Origin of the sequence: Bacillus sp. AY18-3 (genome assembly GCF_008042305.1) — a bacterium.
Lineage (GTDB): Bacteria > Bacillota > Bacilli > Bacillales > Bacillaceae_G > Bacillus_A > Bacillus_A wiedmannii.
Genome location: NZ_QKQR01000003.1, coordinates 11,224 through 31,595 on the forward strand (window position 1 = coordinate 11,224; position 20,372 = coordinate 31,595).

The window sequence follows — 20,372 nt, forward strand, 5'->3', positions numbered from 1 at the left end:
ATTTATAAAATCAATATTTACAGCAATACTTTGATCAAGCTATAATTCAAACCAACATAACAAGTCTTTTTATCTCATTCGTTGACGAACTAATACGAATCCACCTAAAGCCAATAACAACATTCCAGCAATATATGAAATCATATCCATTGATGTTCCACCTGTTTTAGGAAGCCATACTGATGTCTTAACATTTTCTTGAGTAGGTGGATTTTTTGAATCCGTACTTGGATCTTTTGGATCCGTACTTGGATCTTTTGTATTCGTGATGTCATAACCATGTACCTCTGATTTATATCCATTCACTGGTTGTTCTTTCACTTCATACTTATATGCATTTCCTTCGGCATCATATGCCACTAAGTCTGTAAACGCATATTTCCATTCATCTGCTGCGCTCACTTCTTTTGTTGCGATCACTTTGCCATTTTGTAGTAGATCTACCTTGATCATTTTCGGACGGTCTTTCGCATTGTCATCCTTCCATGTCTTCGTTCCTTCTACTTTTGTTTCGCCTACTCTTGTATTCGTAATGTCATAACCTTTTACCTCTGATTTATATCCATCCACTGGTTGTTCTTTTACTTCATACTTGTACGCTACTCCATTTTCATCGTATGCCGCTAAATCTGTAAACGCATATTTCCATTCACCTGCTGCGCTCACTTCTTTTGTTGCGATCACTTTGCCATTTTGTAGTAGATCTACTTTGATCATTTCCGGACGGTCTTTTACATTTCCATCCTTCCATGTCTTCGTGCCTTCTACTTTTGTTTGGCCTACTTTTGTATTTGTGATGTCAGTACCACTTACTTTTGATTCATATCCTGGTACTGGTTGTTCTTTCACTTCATACTTGTATGCCTTACCTTCTGCATCATACGTTGCTAAATCTTTGAATTCGTATTTCCAGCCTGTTGCTTTGCCTACTTCTTGCGTCGCAATCACTGTACCATTTTGTAAAAGGTCTACTTTAATCATTTCCGGACGATCTTTCGCGTTATCGTCTTTCCATGTTTTCGTGCCTTCTACTTTTGTTTTGCCTACTTTTGTATTTGTGATGTCATAACCATTTACTTTTGATTCATATCCATCCACTGGTTGTTCTTTTACTTCATACTTGTACGCTACTCCATTCGCATCGTATGCTTGTAGCTTTTCAAACGTATACTTCCATTCTGTTGCCGCTGTTACTTCTTTTGTATCTACTACTTTACCGTTTTGTAGTAAGTCTACTTTGATTGTGCTTGGACGATCTGTTGCGTTATCGTCTTTCCATGTTTTCGTGCCTTCTACTTTTGTTCCGCCTACTTTTGTATTTGTGATGTCATAACCGTGTACGTCAGATTGGTATCCCGCTACTGGCTGTTCCTTCACTTCATACTTGTATGCTACTCCATTTGCGTCATATGCTTCTACATCCGCAAATGCATATTTCCAGTTTGTTGCCGCTGTTGCTTCTTTCGTATCTACTACTTTACCGTTTTGTAGTATGTCTACTTTAATCGAGCTTGGACGATCTGTTGCGTTGTTATCGTTCCACGTTTTTGTTCCTTCTACTGTTAATTTCGCTACTTTTGTATTCGTAATGTCATAACCTTTTACCTCTGATTTATATCCGGCTACCGGCTGTTCTTTTACTTCATACTTGTACGCTACTCCATTCGCATCGTATGTTTGTAGCTTTTCAAACGTATACTTCCATTCTGTTGCCGCTGTTACTTCTTTTGTATCTACTACTTTCCCATTTTGTAGTAAGTCTACTTTGATCGTTGTTGGACGGTTTGTCGCATTTCCGTCTTTCCACGTTTTCGTTCCTTCTACTTTTGTTTGTGCCACTTTTGTATTGGTAATGTCATAACCTTTTACCTCTGATTTATATCCATCCACCGATTGTTCTTTTACTTCATACTTATATGCATTTCCTTCGGCATCATATGCCGCTAAGTCTGTAAACGCATATTTCCATTCGCCCGCTGCACTCACTTCTTTTGTATCAATTACTTTCCCATTTTGTAGTAAGTCTACTTTGTCGGACGGTTTGTCGCATTTCCATCTTTCCACGTCTTCGTTCCTTCTACTGTTGTTCATATGCCGCTAAGTCTGTAAACGCATATTTCCATTCGCCCGCTGCGCTCACTTCTTTTGTATCTACTACTTTACCGTTTTGTAGTAAGTCTACTTTGATCGTTGTCGGACGGTTTGTCGCATTTCCATCTTTCCACGTCTTCGTTCCTTCTACTGTTGTTTGCGCTACCTTTGTATTTGTAATGTCATAACCTTTTACTTCTGATTTATATCCATCCACCGGTTGTTCTTTTACTTCATACTTGTATGCATTTCCTTCGGCATCATATGCCGCTAAGTCTGTAAACGCATATTTCCATTCGCCCGCTGCGCTCACTTCTTTTGTATCTACTACTTTACCGTTTTGTAGTAAGTCTACTTTGATCGTTGTCGGACGGTTTGTCGCATTTCCATCTTTCCACGTCTTCGTTCCTTCTACTGTTGTTTGCGCTACCTTTGTATTTGTAATGTCATAACCTTTTACTTCTGATTTATATCCATCCACCGGTTGTTCTTTCACTTCATATTGATAAGCTACTCCATTCGCATCGTATGCTTCTAAATCTGCAAATATATATTTCCAACCTATTACTGCTAGTACGTCTTGTGTTTTGATCACATTTCCATTTTGTAGTAAGTCTACTTTGATCATTGTCGGACGATCTGTTGCATTTCCGTCTTTCCACGTTTTTGTTCCTTCTACTGTCATTTTTGCTACTTTTGTATTTGTAATGTTGTAGCCATTTACTTCTGTTTTGTATCCCGCTACCGGTTGTTCTTTTACTGTATACGTATACGCAACACCATTTGCATCATATTGCGCTAGGTCTACAAATGTATAATTCCAACCGTTCGCTGCTGTTACTTCTTGTGTTTGGATTACGTTTCCATTTTGCAGTAAATCTACTTGGATTGAGCTCGGACGATCTGTTGCATTGTTGTCATTCCATGTTTTCGTTCCTGAAACAGATGTTTTTGCATCTTTTGTATTGGTAATGTCATAACCGTTTACTTCTGTTTTATATCCATCCACCGGTTGTTCTTTTACTTCATACTTATATGCATTTCCTTCGGCATCATATGCTGCTAAGTCTTTGAATCCATATTTCCAGCTTGTTGCTTCACTTACTTCTTGCGTCGCAACTACTTGACCATTTTGTAGTAAGTCTACCTTGATTGTTGTCGGACGATTTGTTGTGTTTCCGTCCTTCCACGTTTTTGTTCCTTCTACCGTTGTTTGGCCTACTTTTGTATTGGTAATGTCATAACCGTTTATTTCTGATTTGTATCCCGCTACTGGTCGTTCTTTTACTGTATACGTATAGGCACTACCATTCACATCATATGATTCTACATTTGTAAATGTATATTTCCAATCATTTGCCGCTGTTACTTCTTGTGTTTGGATTACATTTCCATTTTGTAGTAAGTCTACTTGGATTGAGCTTGGACGATCTGTTGCATTTCCGTCTTTCCACTTCTTCGTTCCTTCTACTGTCATTTTCGCTACTATTGTATTTGTAATATTGTAGCCATTCACTTCTGATTTGTATCCCGCTACCGGTTGCTCTTTTACTGTATATGTATAAGCAACACCGTTCGTATCGTATTGTGCTAAGTCTGCAAATGTATAATTCCAACTATTTGCTGCTGTTACTTCTTGTGTTTGGATTACGTTCCCATTTTGCAATAAGTCTACTTGGATTGAGCTTGGACGATCTGTTGCATTTCCGTCTTTCCATGTTTTCGTTCCTGAAACAGATGTTTTTGCATCTTTTGTATTTGTAATATTGTAGCCATTCACTTCTGATTTGTATCCCGCTACCGGTTGCTCTTTTACTGTATACGTATAAGCATTACCATCATTATCATATGCAGGTAAATCTGCAAACGTATAGTTCCAGCTATTCACTGCTGTTACTTCTTGTGTTTTGATTGAATTTCCATTTTGCAGTAACTCTACTTGGATTGAGCTTGGACGATCTGTTGCATTTCCGTCTTTCCATGTTTTCGTTCCTGAAACAGATGTCATTTTCACTTTATTCGGAATAGCAAGCTTTACACCTTTATCAGCATTTGCATCAATGGTAAAAGGTACTTTTACTTGAGGATCAAAATCCAAATAGTTTGGACCTGCAATCTCCTGTACATAGTAATTACCTGGGTCTAAATCTGGAACCTCCACCATACCTTGTCCATCCGTTGTATACGTACCGCCAATTTGCTGACCTGACTCTGTATATAAGTTAAATGAAACATTCGGTATAAATTTCGTCTCATCTCCGGCAATGTGCTTCACGATTCTTAACGTTCCTTTAGGAGGTAAATCCCCTTGTGCACCGCCGCCCTGATCTATATTGTTAACTCTAGCACTACCCGACGTTGATACAGGATTTTCATTCGTAATCTTGTAATCAACCGTATATTGATTATCAAAATATGGTTGACTCTTTCCACTTTCAGTTATAGTAGATGTATAAGAGAAAGCAAAAGTAATACCACTTGCCTTTTCCTTATTCATCACAACTTTAAACGCATTATCACCGATAAAAGTAACCGTTCCATAACCTTGGGCTTGGAATGCTTCAGGTGTCATTGGAGCGGCAAATCCTCCAATACGGAAACTATCTTGATTAAGTGTTTGTCCCGGTCCCAAAGTATCTGTCAAAACAATATCTGTATCTACATTTTGTTTTGCACCATTTATATTTAACCACCAATTTATTATATTGGTATCTTCCGGTTTAATATTGCCCCCTTTAGAGTGCATTGTTCCAGGGCTAGTCCCCCCATTATTAGTTGGACCAGTAATCGTTACTTTTTGAGACTCTAAATTTGTACCTAGATCCGTATTGATTGTTTTCTTTTCTCCCGCTGCTACATCCTGAGTTGCTTCAATTTGAAAATAAAAATGCCCCCTAACATTTAGAAGTTTCTCAGCTACATCACTAAATGTACATACCACATTAGTTGTATTTATTTGACAAGTACCAAAATTTTGCCCTTGCTCATTGTTCAATGGAATCGTTCCCTTGAATCCTTTTAATTCCGGGGGCAACGTTAATATTAAGGTGTCTCCTGTTTTTATTTTCAATCCAGGTTTTTCACTAAAATTAACGCGTATTCTCGTCTGTTCACCGACACCTAGTTCCGTTTTATCGAATATAAAACTATCAACTAGTCCTGTTTTATTTAATTCTTGTGCATTTGCTATTATGGATGTGAAACTCTGACCTATAGTAAATATAAAAAGCATTAGAATCGAAAAAATCGAAGTTACTCTCTTGATCATGTCATTCTCCTATCAGTTATAATTAGATGGCTCTAATATGAATATGCAATGACAATGACTTTATAGGCTGATGGTATTCCATTTCTTTTAATCGTTATACACATAAAACTTGAAAACAAATTTCTATAAATAATTCTCTTGTACTCTATTAAACTTCATTTTTTTAATGTAACATTACTTTCACTAAGTTTAATATTTACAAGTTAAACAATTTTCGATATAATTGTAACTGGTGAAGTTACGTTTTTCATCATTCCTATAAAATCCCGAGATTTTATATCATATCTACCGTCTTATTTTGAGCATACATTTCTGATGAATAATGTTTTTATTTCAACGCTATTAGTTTATTGATATTACTTTTTATTGTTTTTATATTCTCAATATCAATATATTCAGTTTTTGGATATATCTTTTTAATGATTCACACCATTATTTACCAGAATCTTCTCCCCCTCCTATAGGCATTCTTTCATGCTCCCATCCGTAATATAGGACTTTTTTAATGCCAAAGATAGTTTTTGTAGTTTTTGTAATTGATTTTGTAATTAAAGAAACCAAACGTAAATTAATACCCCTCTTGAGATAAAATACTTATTTTATACTCCCTCCTATATACACCAAAATATTGTCCTTAAATAATTGTTCTAAACCACTACCTACTTCTTGATTCATTTAGTAAAAATATAAACCACAAATAATTTTGTTTATTCATATGTCACTTGGAAATCATTTCTCAGATTTGTAATTAGATAGTCTTATATTTTTCAAAAAGATCACCAAAAACGTTCAACAATTTTGGTCTACTTATGCATTTAGCATCTTAATTAAAATCCGCATGAATAATAAACTCCATGGCTAAATCTCGTTATACCAAATCTTTAATGAAATTCTCAGTTTGTTGACTAGATTCATAATTATTTGTATGAACTCAAATTTATCATTGCTAGATTGAAAAAACAGTCTCAATTCTCTCTACAAATATTTGTAATAAGTATGTCATTAATTAAGATGTCATAAAAACAACAGAATACTTCCCCTCTACTTTTACCGAATAATTACATTCCAGTCACCTCGCTATCTATTTATAATGTTCAATATTATATATAAAACAAAGAAAGAGTAGTAAACTTGAATATTATTCATTCGAAAATTAGACTGAATCTTCAGTATTTTCTGTTCAAATGAGGATATTTCCGGCCACTCTTTCTTTGTATTATGAGTTTAGCACTAAATATAAAGTATCACAAGACAAGAAATCACAAAATTCTAACAAATTCGACATTTTTTTCACAAACTAATGTTACCACTAACTAGTAGAGGTCACCATACCTCTCCATCAACTTAAAAATTTTATGACGCACTTATAAAAAATTGTACATTTTCATCTTGAGAATTCAATCTTTTTATATTTGGGCTGTTTTTTAGCTGGATGTTGATAGAGAGTGGATCCAATTAAACTAATTTTCTCTATTTCGCAGATTTAGGAAAATAACTTCGTGTTGAAAACTCTTCAACATAACCAGAAATACATAGTATCACATCAAAGAATATAAATCTATATTTATTTTTTTTTAATAATTTATATATAATTATAATAAATATAAAATGAAAGTCAATATCAATTAGAAACGAGGATGATAAATATAGGAATGAATGCAGTAACGCCAACTAAATATGACCAGGTTAAGTAATTTGAATCATAATTAAATTACTTAATCAATTTTGGCTATGGGTAAGAAGTTATTCTATTTAGCACTACACGAAGACAAATAGAACGATAGAAATGTAATATGCTCTTACTTCTATTTCTCATAGTATTTAAAAATTACCGCCTGCAACCTGACTTTGTATAAAGATTTTCTAACTTGGGTAAGAAGCGCAGTTATTCCTTTTCTCATAATTTAACTGTATAGCTTCCGTATTCCATTTTTCTATTTAATAACTTAAATTGCATAACAATCGAAGGATGCTTCTCTAAATTCTTAATATTTTTGGCGAATTTGTAACAGAACCTTTAGTTACAAGCAATATTCTTTAAATACAATATTTTATCATCTAAGGAGGAAACAGTATGAAAGGCTTAAAGTTTATTTTTGAACTACCCCCACTTTCACTTCGTTTAGAAGAGGGGGATTCCTAAGTAAAGAGTTCTATCGAACTCTAATTTATTAGGCTATCTCCACAGTCCTTGCGGTTAGAAGCCTTATCGCTTCATTCTTTAGATTGATACTTGCGTTAATATCCCTATCATGGTGTGTACGACAAGAAGGGCAGTCCCATTTACGTAGTTTTAGATTTTTAACGTCTTTGTTTTGATATCCACAACAAGAACATAATTGGCTTGAAGCAAATGTTTTCGATACGACAATAATTTGTTTGCCGTACCATTTTGCCTTATATTCCAACATAGTTCGAAACTGAGACCATGATACCTCACTAATTGCTTTTGCTAACTTATGATTCTTTAACATATTCGATACTTGCAAATCCTCTATACCGATAACATCGTGGTTTTTGATGATTTCAGTCGAGATTTTGTCCAAGTAATCTTTTCTAGCATTCGTCATGTATTCATGAATTCTAGCTACTTTTACTCGTTGTTTATTCCAGCGAGAAGATCCTTTCATTCTTCTAGAAAGAACACGCTGTGCTTTTGCCAACTTATCTTCTAATGATCGAAAAAACTTCGGATTTTTATAGGTTGTTCCATCTGACAAAATGGCGAAATCTTTTATTCCCACATCCATTCCAATGTAAGAATGTGTTTTTGGAAGTTCTTGCACTTCTGTTTCAACTAACAATGATACAAAGTATCTGCCAGAAGGGTTCCGTCTAACTGTAGCATTTAAAATGCGTCCCTTTACTTCACGACTTTTGGCAAATCGAACAAGACCTAGTTTTGGCAATTTAATTTTGTTCCCTATAACGGCAATGTTTTCATTTGTTTGTTTTGTGGTGTAAGATTGTACGTTGTTTTTCTTAAATTTGAAACGCGGGGCACTGTTTTGTTTTTTGAAAAAGCGTGTATAAGCATCCGCAAGGTTGCGAACAGATGACTGAATCGCAATACTATCCACTTCTTTTAGCCAAACAAACTCTTTCTTCATGGCAGGAAGTTTGGCAGAGCATGTACCATATGCCAAACCTTTTCCCGTTTCTCTGTATGCATTATCCCATAGAGATAGGAAGTGATTGAATACAAAACGAGAACAGCCAATCGTTTTATTGATTAAGGTCGCTTGTGCTTTATTTGGATAGATACGAAATTTATATGCTTTATTGATCATCATTCGTTTCACCCCCATTTCGATATATGTCTATTATACAACAAACGTACATTCGACAGATAGTGAAGTAACAGTTTATGTATGTCGAACAATTAAGATGGCTTCCTGCCATCCCTTGCCCGAAGCCAATTCATCTCCCACCTACTCACTTCGCGTTCCTTGAGGAAGGAGTTTTCTTGGCTAAAATGATAAAACTCCCTTTATATTAACAATGAGTGTAGTGTTGATGGGATGTAACACAGCAAAACAAGAAGCTCCGCAAAAACAATCTACGAAGAAAAATACGCAGTGGTCATATAAAGGGACTACTGGTCCAGAGCACTGGGGAGAATTGAAACCAGAATACCAAATGTGTTTAAATGGGGAAGAACAATCTCCAATAGATATCAAAACAAATAAAATCAACAGTTGATAATAATCCTTTGCAAATAAACTATCAACCAATATCATTTTCTATTAAAAATAATGGGCATAGTATTTGAGGGAAAAGCAAATAGTTCTGATGATTATCTCACGCTAGGAGGAAATCGTTACACATTAAAACAATTCCATTTTCATACACCAAGTGAGCACCAATTTGAAGGGAAATATGCAGATATGGAATTACATCTAGTCCATCAAAATGACCAAGGTCAGTTAGCAGTAGTAGGTATTATGATAAAAATCAGTAGTTTGAACCAATACCTTGATCTATACTACTGATTTTGTATGTTTATTGTGCGAGAATCATAGCGAAGTTTTTGAAACCCAGACAATTTAAATAATGATTTTCTTGATCAATGAAATTATTAATTTTTTCTATACTGGTGTATCTTCTTTTTGTTCCTTAAAAAAGAAAAAGATAACATACTAGATATATTTTATATATAAATCATTAGCAAAAATCTTTTTAAAAAATAAAAACCTATAATTATTATATAATAATTATAGGTTAAGAATGCGATAAGCATTATAATTCATAGTACATGTCTTGCTCAACTTAACAAATACCTTAAAATGATAAAATAAATTATATTTTTACAAAAGAAAACAAAGAAAGAATGGCAAAAAAGACACAAACTTATACAGCACAAAAAGTAGATCGATTAGATAGAACTAAGAATTCTGATATCATACTAGTTAGGGTTTCTGTTTACTCTTTCTTTGTTATTATGAATATAGCATCAAAAAGACATATATCAAGAAAAGGTAACATAATTGTTACTTTTTCGGCATTTAATCATAACCCCTTACAAACCATATCCTAATAATGAAAAAAGTGACGTACTTTTTTCATTACTTTCAGTATAGACAGTGATATTATTTTTTGTACCAGTACGACAAAAACTGCTGTCCTAATGGGACAACAGCCTTTTCATTATACTGCATCTTCCTTTTGTCCCTTTTGTAAGGTATTATTTTTTTAACCGTAATTGAAGTAAATTACAAGTTTAATTACAAAACATATTGCAAAGCCACTCCATGTTTTTGCTGGACGTTATAACGCAAAAAAAAAAAACAACCTGTATAAAAACAGATTGTTTTCTTATGTAGGGTAGAACAAAGAAAGAGTGGAAAAAATGCACAAACTTCTTCGACACAAGAAGTACATAGGTATAGAAAACTAAAAATTCTGAAACATTACTAGATAAGGGTTTTTTGTTTACTCTTTCTTTGTTGTTATGAATATAACATTAAAATCGACATATATCAACAAAAAGTAACAAAATTGTTACTTTTCCGACATTCAATCATAATTCCCCCATTCAGAACATGCTTTGTATTTGATATGAAATACATACTCTCTTATTTTCAGCAATTGCAAAACACACTATTTCCTTTATCGTTTTCCGACAGAAGACTCCTTCCTCATAAATGTAAAGGTGTGAAACACCAATTTTAGGTGGGAGATCAATGTCGGTTGGCCTATACCAACATGTTTGCTAGCATTTACTTGTACAGATTGCTGTTCGAAAACTGAAGATATGAGGTTGGTTGCAGAAAAACGTTGCAACCGTAAAATCTTCAACGTTCTATCGCCCCACGCTTGCCGAAGTTGCGAAAACCAAGCCAAAGTAAGTAGTGTGCAAGATACTTATGTTCTCACCGTAGGGACTACAGGTAGAGCCTGCTAAGATAAACCGTAGATACATCGGTGTTCTCAAGAATCTCCTACTTCAAACCGTCCGTAAGGACGTTAAGTGGTGAGTGGTTCAATTTATAGCGAAATGATTTATTAAGAAGTTAGCAGCATTTACTGGACCATCAATATCTTCTAAAAGCTCCTGCATTTTTTCTGCTCTATCATGCATCTCTTTATTTGTTAAAGAAAATTGTATTAGTCCACCAAGCTTTTTAGTTGTTATATCTTTTCTTTTTAGAGCTAATGCATTACCAAATAGAATGCATTCATTTATATTGATCTTTTGTTCTGCTTGCAGTCCAAGCCCAAGGAATGGTTTTCCAGACAAACAAGCTGTTTGAACTGTCCCTTCCCCGCCATGAATAATAGATAGATCTATTATGTTTCCCAATTTATGAGTAGGAAGCAAATCACAAAGGATTATATTCTTATTACTAGAAAAAACATTACAACTTGACGCAAGTATTTTCTTCATAGGGCATATAACTATTACGGGTAGCTTCTTTAAAACATGTAAGATTTTCATGACAATTCCTTTACTTCCAGAGCTTCCCATTGCAAAGTAAATAACTGGTTGATTAGAGGGAAGACTATCTAAAAATGAAGGTATGGGCGTATCCAGTTTTGCATAAACCGGGCCAATATATTTATAGTTTGCAGGAAGATCGTCCACACCACTAATTTCAGGAATGGTTGTAATTAAATTATAATCGGCATCCAGTGCATCTATGGTGTATTTTGGAAGTTCTACTCCTTCTTCTTTTGCCAATTTAGAGAAAGATTTTGGTTTATAAGTAATACCTAAAGCAACCTTTTTATAAAGATTCATAGTAAATTTTTTAGGTAAGAAAAGCTTATTAATTATAGAAGGTAATTCTAGGTGTCCTTTTAATAAAAAAGTTCTTGTATATGCTAGTGGTTTAATATATACAAGTGGTGTTTGACAAGCTCTCGCCGAAATAAACATACTTAATGTGGTTCCGATAACGACAACCGCCGGACAGTAAGTATTTATAATTTTTTTCTCATTCTCAATTCGTTTTTTGAGATGTTCGTATGTAAAGGGATGTTTTATGCCCTTCATCTGATCGACTTTCATGAGTTGAGTGATATCATCTTCACTTAAAACTGGTTCAAGGTGGATAAATTCAAAGTTAGCTTTTTCAATCAGATAAGCGTATTTTCTAGAGTATCCTATAAATATGCAATGGAAGTATTCGGAACATTTCTTTGCTACTTCTATTGATCTGGTAGTTTCGGCCAAGTTAAAAGTTTCTGGTGCAAAAATAATATTTTTTTTAATTATTCTCATCCCCCTTAATCACATTAACAATATATTTTTATAAATGTATAAAAAATACAGTCGATATGAAAGTTTTTACTTTTATTCTATTTTCATCTAGATAATCGTTAGTATGTTTTTTTCAGGCATATAGGTACCATAGCCTTAACTCTTATTTTGGGTTTTATTTGTTTGTATCTTTCTTTCGAACTGTATTTACTACACTTCTACAAGCTAAATTAGCGGATTATCTAATATTTCATAAAAGCTAAATTAGCGATGATAACAGCAGCCACAATGCCTAAAAGGATACCTAGAACCATCTTTTGTTTAAAAATTGCTTTACTATATATCTTTTAAATTATTGATCCTAGCATTTGTTTAACAAACAGATAGATAACAAACAATGTGTAATTGATAATAAACTCATGTTGTTTATAATGAAATTATATCGCTTTTTCCATAAAATTCAATTTACATTTAAGGCATAAATGTAAGATAAAAAACAAAATGATGAAATCTGTTGTCTATAATGACAATAACGAACGGGGAGGTATAAAATGTTGAAAAAAGCGGATTTGCGGATTATACGAACCAAAAAATTTATATATGATGCTTTTATCAAACTGATAGCGGAAAAGGGATACGATGCTATTACCATACAAGACATCGCAGATGAGGCACTCATCAATCGGGCAACATTTTACTCGCATTACAGGGATAAACAAGATTTGTTAACAAAGCTTAGCGAGGGTGTACTAGAAGAGTTGACAAGTAAGATGGTCCTATATTCCCATGTGCAGGGACATCAAATAGATTTTTCGAAACTCGAGGAAGTTTTGCAATCGATATTTGAGTGTATGGTAAAACATGCAGACTTTTATAAAACCATGTTTGGGCCTCATGGCATTCATGATTTTAATCTACAAATGCAGCAAACTATTATGGATAACCTTGAACGAAATTACATTGAGCTTAAAATTGGGGAACATGAATCAGATATTCCAAAGGATATCGTATTACGTTTCTTCACTTCCTGTGTTGTTGGGATGGCAATTTGGTGGCTTCAAAATGACATGAAATATTCACCGAAATATACTGCACAACAATTAGTGAAGCTTATGACTAAAGGACCCTTTGGTGCGGTAGGTTTTACTTTTTTTAATGAGCACTAGAAAGAGCAACTGTACCGGGCATTGCAAAGGGTTCTGGTGTAAAGATAGAATAAAAGATAATAAAGCGCATAGATTTCTAACGGAATCGTATCTTATGCTGTAAGTCCAAACAATTGATGGATGAATTCTTTCTCGTTTTGGACAGACTGGTCCCGTAAATCGATCTGTTCTTTTTTAATCATATGCATGGCTTCTACTCCAAAAAGAATAGATGTAACTGTGTCAAAACATTGGAATCCTAGCATAGATCGAATTCGCTTCTTTATAAAGCAATGATCTTGTTCTACTATGTTATTCAGGTACTTTTGTTGTCTAAGTCGCATACCACCAGGTATGCTTTTTTCTTTTTTCAATTGTTCAATTGCTATAAGATAAGCTGGATTTTTATCGACTGTTATAACACGAGGTTTTGAAACATGAAAAGACTGCAAGACCTTCTTGAAAAAGCGTTTTGCAACCTTCAGGTCTCGTGTTTTGCTCAGGTAAAAATCGATTGTATTTCCTTTCGAATCAACAGCACGATACAGGTACATCCATTGACCTTTTACTTTCATATATGTTTCATCTTCCCTTCAGGAGTCACTTGTTTGTTTAAGGTGACGTCAGATTCGTTTGTCAAATTCAGGACCGTACTGATGAATCCAACGCATAATCGTTGTATGAGAAATGGATAAGCTCCGTTCCTCCATCATTTCCACTACATCACGAAAAATGAGGTTGTACCGTAGGTACCATCTTACTGTTAACAAAATAATTAGGCTGATAATGCTTCCAGTTGAATACATTTTCCTTTTCCATACCAGTCACGCACCCTCTTTAGATTAGTAGTATCAGTATGTCCAAGGTTTGTAGATTTATTGTAATTGTCCTAAAGCTTTTGCACCAGTGCCCTTTTTCTCCATACAAGTAAGGAAAGAATTCATAGTTTTTTGACATGTCGCAAGTCAAACCAACTAGATCCAATATTCTTCTCGATACTTTTATGATAATAAGAGAGGGATTTGCATTAAAGAATATTTTATGCTAATTATAAATAATTGTAAGCTTAAAACTTTGGTACATATAAATTATATTAAAGTAGGTATATATCAAAGGATTAAATTATTTATTTCACCAAGTAAAGTAATATTTTATCGGAATATTCTTACCTTTATCTAAGTTGGATGGTTTATAATGCAAATTAGGTGCTGCAGCTACCTAGATATTTATAAAGATGGAGGTTATATAAATGTCTTCAAAAAATGAACTGAATTTTAAGCTATTATTCGAATCACAGTTATCTTCTCCTGTATTTAAACAGGAAGCATATGATATCTATAAAGAATTGCGCGAATGTCACCCTGTTTATCCTTTATCTTCAGGAGAAAATAGTCAAAGTTGGTTGATTACAAGATATGAGGACGCAATTTCTTTATTGAAAGATGCTAAACTAATGAAAAATATTGAAAACGTATTCAATAACGAAGAAGACGTGGACGTCCCTATTTCCTTAGAGAATAGGGACCTTTTAAGAAATCATATGCTCAACTCAGATCCCCCTGATCACAATCGTCTACGATCACTTGCTCAAAAGGCATTTACCCCTAAGATGATCATACGACTTGAAGGCCAAATTCAATATATTGCTGATGCTTTATTAAATAAAATAGAACATAATAATTCTATAAACCTTGTAAGTGATTATGCTTTCCCTTTACCTATTATGGTAATTAGTGAAATGTTGGGTGTTCCGCTTGAAGATCAGCACAAATTTAGAGTTTGGTCACAGGCAATTATTAGTACCCCACATACGTTAGAAGACATGCAGAAAAACAATCAAAAATTAGGAGAATTTGCTGAATATATACAGCATTTAGTTAGTAAAAAGAGAGAACAACCTGCTGACGATTTAATTAGTGCACTAATAAAGGCTGAAAGTGAAGGAACGAAATTAAATGCATCTGAATTATATTCGACAATTACGTTACTTATTGTTGCTGGACATGAAACAACAGTAAATTTAATTACAAATATGACCTTGGCCTTGCTGGAGCACCCAGTTCAGTTACAAAAACTTCGTCAAAATCCCGATTTAATTGATTCAGCAATTGAAGAGGCATTACGGTTTTATAGCCCTGTTGAACTAACGACTTTACGTTGGACAGCAGAACCATTTACAATGCATGGACAAGATATTCAATCAAAAGATAGAATTATTATATCCGTAGCATCTTCTAATCGTGATGAAAAGATCTTTCCAGACGCTGATGTATTTAATATTACAAGAAAAAACAATCGTCATATTGCATTTGGTCATGGGAGTCATTTTTGTCTTGGTGCACCACTCGCTCGTTTAGAAGCAAAAATTGCAATTTCTACACTGTTACACCGTTTGCCAAATATACAGATACAAGGTGAAAGAGAGCAAATAAAATGGAAAGAAAACTACCTAATGAGATCATTAGAAGACTTGCCTCTAAAGTTTTAAATCCTTTAGTTATTAATAAAGATTTTAGAGAATAGTATCCTGTCCTTTAGGCAGACAGTAACAAAGAGTTCTCTCGTATGATGAATTCAGCACTACTGTTTTATTTAAAGGTAACAAATGATTACAAATAAGGTTTCATCATTTACTTATCGAAAATTAGATGTTTTAATTTTAGATGTAAGGTCCTTACATTCTATAAGATACAAAAAAAGTAAATTTCAGTTTTTTTGTATCTATAATTTAAGCATAGTAAATATTTAATAAGTATGTATGTGTTGTAGATTTTTCGATAAGTGAAAAAGCAAAAAGTATCATCTGTGGTATTACCTCAAACCAAACAAGTAACATCTCTTCAATATACAATTAGATTTTATAAATTATAATAATTGTTGATTGGGGAAATAAAAAGCTAAAATGAATTGTTCACCAACCTAGATTTTATTGTGATTTGAAATTTATGAGTTACAGTGAAGCAAAAAAACATTTGGAAACACTATGGAAGAACCTTTATTTAAGTTCCTGTTATGGAAATATTGGAGTTCTTTCTTAAAACTTGTCATGCTTAACGTTTAAATAATCCTGAAGCGCAAAAACATTACCAAAAACAGGTAATAAAAAGAGTGACACCTTGTGAATTATCATGAATTTCTGCAAAAGTCTAAGGTATGAGATGCAATTTAAAGTTAAAACAGATATGACAATTTATACTCGCTATCTTTGGCTCATATAGTGGGTATAAATTGGTTGGTTTTAGTGTTAAAGGTGTATTGAAAATTGAAGTAAGTTAGGAATTTTAAAATAAATTTGGGACAAATATCTCTTGAAGCGAAGTATAAAAAGTATCTCAAAAATGTAATCTCGCTAATGACTCTGATCCCAAATATTCGTAGCAGTGTTATATCAAGTAAATATACCCTAGAACCTACTCTGATGGCCACAAAATCTGTAAACAAACAGCGAATTTAAATTTATATAATTCAGAAAAGCTGAAACAAAGGATACAGCTACTACAATATCCTTTGCTTTTACAGGCTCACTTAAACAGGTAATATAAATTTAATTCATTCAGATATGTAAAAAAATACAAAATGTAAGGCCCCTAATCCTTTAAAGTGTTTATATAAAAATGACGTAGAGTATGTTCTACGTCATTTTTATATATATGAGAGGTATCCACCTCTTCAGAATAATGGTGTCGCTTTTAAATAAAGTCACGATGCTTTGAAAAAAGATACGATGTTTATAATAAGGTCACGGAGGTTTGAAGAACGTTGCGATAAAAGATTAAAAAGCTTTGCGGTCTTTTTACGTTTCAAATCCTCGTGTTATAGCAGTCGATAAAAACCTAGCATACTCTATATTATGAAGTTTCATCGTCTCGGAGATATCTACGACAATTGTATTCTGTAAAACACTTATTACATAACCGATTAACTGTATGGAAGGATTGTCGCGATAAGAAGTCATTGCTATTATAACGTATGAGACGGGTAGATTCTGTAAACTGTTACCTTTGTAACAAAAGGTAACAGCCCTAATTCATATATTGAACATAATCTCCTCTTATAGTCTGGTTTATTTTATGTTTGTATTAGGGTTTGAGGACATGTCTTATGAGTTGTAAAACATGCTCCTTTCAGATTATAAAACCTAAGTCTTTTGTGAGTTCTTCCAAAAGAGAATGAGTTAAATGACTTCGCAGATCTTCAGCAAATACTTGTAATCCCTCTTAAGTCAAAAGATTCATAAAAACGTTATTCTTTCTAATAATCTTGTTTAGAAAGAATAACGTTTTTTTATTAGATTCTTAGGTTGATGGACATGTATGGTGCCCGCTAGGAGGTAATACATATAGAAAACAACAGTAGCAAAAATAATAATAGAGTATTGGTTCAGGGTGTTAAGGATGCAATTGATTAAATAAAGTTTTTGTGTAATTCCACAAAAGTGAGATGTATTTTTCTCCCTTCTTAACAATGAAAAAACGTTTTGAACACTCTATACTCTAATTACATTGAACTACTCAACGTTTTCTTTATGCTGATACAGATAAAACGTGGCTTGAAGTTTATACCTTTGATCATAAGGAATGGCCAAAGATCAAAAATTATGAAGCGGCAGTTAAAACAAGAGAGCATGTATATGCAATTTCAAAAAACTTTAACTACCAGAATCTTAAATCTTTTATCAAATTCATGGCTAATTATCAAGGAAAGTAAAGGAGCAGAGAGTATGACAACAATTTTAGTATTAGATAATGAGATAACAATTCGTAGTTTTATTACTTTAAAGATGAAGCATGCTGGTTTCAATGTTCTAGAAACCGATACAGGTGAAAAAGCTCTTGATCTTCTAGAAAATCATAATGTTGATATTATAATACTTGATGTTATGTTACCAGGAATAGATGGTTTTCAGGTATGCAAACAAATACGAAAAAACAACGAAAAGATTGGTATTATTATGTTAACGTCACGTGTGCAAGGTAAAGATCAGGTACACGGTTTGACAATTGGGGCAGATGATTATATAAAAAAACCATTTAATATAATTGAATTAGTAGCACGTGTACAATCATTGCTAAGAAGAGTAAAAGAAACTAAAAAGGACAAGGAATCGATTCACTCAGAACCATTTAAATTAAATATTCTGCAAGAAAAATTATATAGGGATGAGATAGTAATTGATTTAACTCCAACAGAGCATATTATTTTACGATATTTAATGGAAAATTCCATAAAACCAATTCCACGTGATGAACTCTTAAATAAAATATGGGGTATAAATTGTTTAAGTGACACAAAAGTCATAGATGTGAATATCAGTCGTCTTCGTCAGAAGATCGAACCTAGTCCTTCTAATCCTCAATTTCTCCTTACTGTATGGGGAAAAGGATATAGGTGGAATGGAAGAAAACAATGAGGGGAAAATGTATCACCTGGTTACTACTACAAGTGATAAAATAATACCCGGTTGATAATGTTTCCACTTAATTAGATTTTTTCCCACAATGATCACGTCCTTTTTAGAGTACTAGCATCAGTATATCCAAGTTTTATAGATTTCTTGCACCATAACCATCACAACAAAAGGAGCTAAACTTTATATCTTAGCTCCTCTTATTTTCAAACTATTTAATTATAAAGGATACAATTCCTAAAATGATACACAGAATTCCACTCAATAATTGTCCGATTCCAGAAGCTTGTCCAAGAATCAATAAATTAAAAAGATTTTTTCTTTTTTGGGTTTTCCCCACAAAAGCATCATCCGTTTTCACTCTATATATACCCCATGCTACTAAGACTACTCCTAAAAGTATAAATAATAGTTTTAAAATCATAATATATTTACCTCAATTCATTGTTTGTATTTTTCTATACTGTTTACATCTTTCTGGTCAATTATATTTGTATACTACTATTAGTCATATTCTTCGAATATAAAAACTTCTTCAATTGATAGGTTAAAAACCACAGATATTCTATATGCTAGTAAAACAGATGGATTATATTGTTGTTTTTCTAACGAAATAATCGTTCTTGAGGATACAAATACTTTATCAGCTAACTCTTGTTGGGTTATTCCATGTTTTAAACGCAACTCTTTTATCCTATTTTTCATAGAAATCACCTATTTAAAGAAAATAATTATAATATTTTTTAGCTAATATGTTAGTAATTAGACAACATATTATTATAAGAAATAGTCCAGTATTTGTTGGGATTATAACCCATTTTGAAATGAACATCATAAGAATAATTATAATCATTAGAATTCTTATGGTGAATTGTGCAACTTTCCCTTCTATTAAATCATCCCTTTCATCATATTCCTTTGATAGCTCTTTTTCTAACTGTTTGTGATTAGATTTGTATTTAGTTTGAGAAACTAACGCGAAAATTAAAAGTATTACTCCTGTAAATATCTTTAAATTCCCCCAATAAAAACCTTCACTAAAATTAGCTGCAGTGTAATCAAAAAACATTTCAAAAAAACCCATTGCAATTATTGCAAACGAACATAAATAAAGCTCTTTAAATCTATTTTTCAAATAACCCACTCCTAACACAGCTCTACATGAAGTTTACTTCACGTGAAGTAAACTTCATGTTACACTGCCTTGAAGAGAATGTCTAGTATTAATTTGTTTTAGAATCTCGTTAATATCAAATTTAGTTTCAATAATAATAATCGTGTTTTCAATTCCATTTATTTACCATATCCGTATACATTGCTCTAGAAGTTGCGCTTAACAGTGAATGTACGATCATATTTTTCACGTTTTGGGAGCGTTATACAATTCTTAAGTTGATGGATGTGGGCCAAACCCCATTGGCATCAACTTAATTTTTAGTTTAAAGGTACTTCAAAATCTTAACTTGATGAGCATGGGTGCTCCCCCTATATTAAGATTACAAAAGGTTACAGATGAAACCCAGTGATTTACTTTTCAAAAGCTTGGTGTTTTAATGTGGATGAAAGGTCCCCTTATCCTTTGAAGTTCTTACATGAAATGACGTAGAATATATATTCTGCGTCATTTTTCAGTTTGATTAATAGGGGTCACTATATCGTTCTGGGGAAATTTTACACTAAGGACTATAATTTCTTACTATAACAGCGTTCTTAGAGAAGGATTATATGTCCAGAAAGATAAAAACAGCTGATCAACTG

Annotated in this window: 9 protein-coding genes and 3 pseudogenes; 4 read left to right on the forward strand and 8 right to left on the reverse strand. The window is 33.2% G+C overall.

Annotated features, from left to right (window positions below; all coding sequences use genetic code 11):
• Nucleotides 1-69: 69 nt before the first annotated feature.
• Nucleotides 70-5,359 (reverse strand): annotated as a pseudogene (locus tag DM800_RS30035) (Cna B-type domain-containing protein).
• Between the two features lie 2,171 nt (nt 5,360-7,530).
• Nucleotides 7,531-8,652 (reverse strand): IS200/IS605 family element RNA-guided endonuclease TnpB, encoded by a 1,122-nt coding sequence (gene tnpB / locus DM800_RS02540; RefSeq protein WP_048567358.1) that lies wholly within the window; start codon nt 8,650-8,652, stop codon nt 7,531-7,533.
• Between the two features lie 223 nt (nt 8,653-8,875).
• On the opposite strand from tnpB, the pseudogene DM800_RS02545 reads away from it, so the two are divergent.
• Nucleotides 8,876-9,330: pseudogene (locus tag DM800_RS02545) on the forward strand (carbonic anhydrase family protein); the annotation flags it as partial.
• Nucleotides 9,331-10,841: 1,511 nt separating this feature from the next.
• Here the strand turns inward: DM800_RS02545 and DM800_RS02555 are convergent.
• Nucleotides 10,842-12,083, reverse strand: coding sequence for a glycosyltransferase (locus DM800_RS02555; protein ID WP_147786341.1), 1,242 nt, complete (start codon nt 12,081-12,083; stop codon nt 10,842-10,844).
• A 530-nt stretch (nt 12,084-12,613) separates the two neighbouring features.
• Between DM800_RS02555 and DM800_RS02560 the strand changes: the two genes are divergently transcribed.
• Nucleotides 12,614-13,228, forward strand: coding sequence for a TetR/AcrR family transcriptional regulator (locus DM800_RS02560; RefSeq protein ID WP_048567356.1), 615 nt, complete (start codon nt 12,614-12,616; stop codon nt 13,226-13,228).
• Nucleotides 13,229-13,320: 92 nt separating this feature from the next.
• On the opposite strand, the pseudogene DM800_RS02565 reads toward DM800_RS02560, so the two are convergent.
• A pseudogene (locus DM800_RS02565) lies at nt 13,321-14,026 on the reverse strand (IS6 family transposase).
• 430 nt (nt 14,027-14,456) lie between these two features.
• Here DM800_RS02565 and DM800_RS02570 point away from each other — a divergent pair.
• Entirely contained in the window at nt 14,457-15,695 is a 1,239-nt protein-coding gene (locus DM800_RS02570) for a cytochrome P450 family protein (RefSeq protein ID WP_048567355.1), read from the forward strand.
• A gap of 1,305 nt (nt 15,696-17,000) precedes the next feature.
• Here DM800_RS02570 and DM800_RS29060 read toward each other — a convergent pair.
• Nucleotides 17,001-17,162: a hypothetical protein gene (locus DM800_RS29060; RefSeq protein ID WP_179955662.1), complete on the reverse strand. Its 162-nt coding sequence runs from the start codon at nt 17,160-17,162 to the stop codon at nt 17,001-17,003.
• A 765-nt stretch (nt 17,163-17,927) separates the two neighbouring features.
• Between DM800_RS29060 and DM800_RS02575 the strand changes: the two genes are divergently transcribed.
• Nucleotides 17,928-18,617 (forward strand): response regulator transcription factor, encoded by a 690-nt coding sequence (locus tag DM800_RS02575; RefSeq protein ID WP_048567360.1) that lies wholly within the window; start codon nt 17,928-17,930, stop codon nt 18,615-18,617.
• Between the two features lie 208 nt (nt 18,618-18,825).
• Here DM800_RS02575 and DM800_RS02580 read toward each other — a convergent pair whose 3' ends face one another.
• From DM800_RS02580 to DM800_RS02590, 3 genes are all read right to left on the reverse strand, one after another.
• On the reverse strand, nt 18,826-19,038 hold the full coding sequence (locus DM800_RS02580) for a hypothetical protein (protein ID WP_016106986.1): 213 nt from the start codon (nt 19,036-19,038) through the stop codon (nt 18,826-18,828).
• Nucleotides 19,039-19,118: 80 nt separating this feature from the next.
• Entirely contained in the window at nt 19,119-19,319 is a 201-nt protein-coding gene (locus DM800_RS02585) for a helix-turn-helix transcriptional regulator (protein ID WP_002192081.1), read from the reverse strand.
• 13 nt (nt 19,320-19,332) lie between these two features.
• A complete protein-coding gene (locus tag DM800_RS02590; RefSeq protein ID WP_016106987.1) occupies nt 19,333-19,749 on the reverse strand; it encodes a DUF2178 domain-containing protein in 417 nt (138 codons plus the stop codon).
• Between the last annotated feature and the right edge of the window lie 623 nt (nt 19,750-20,372).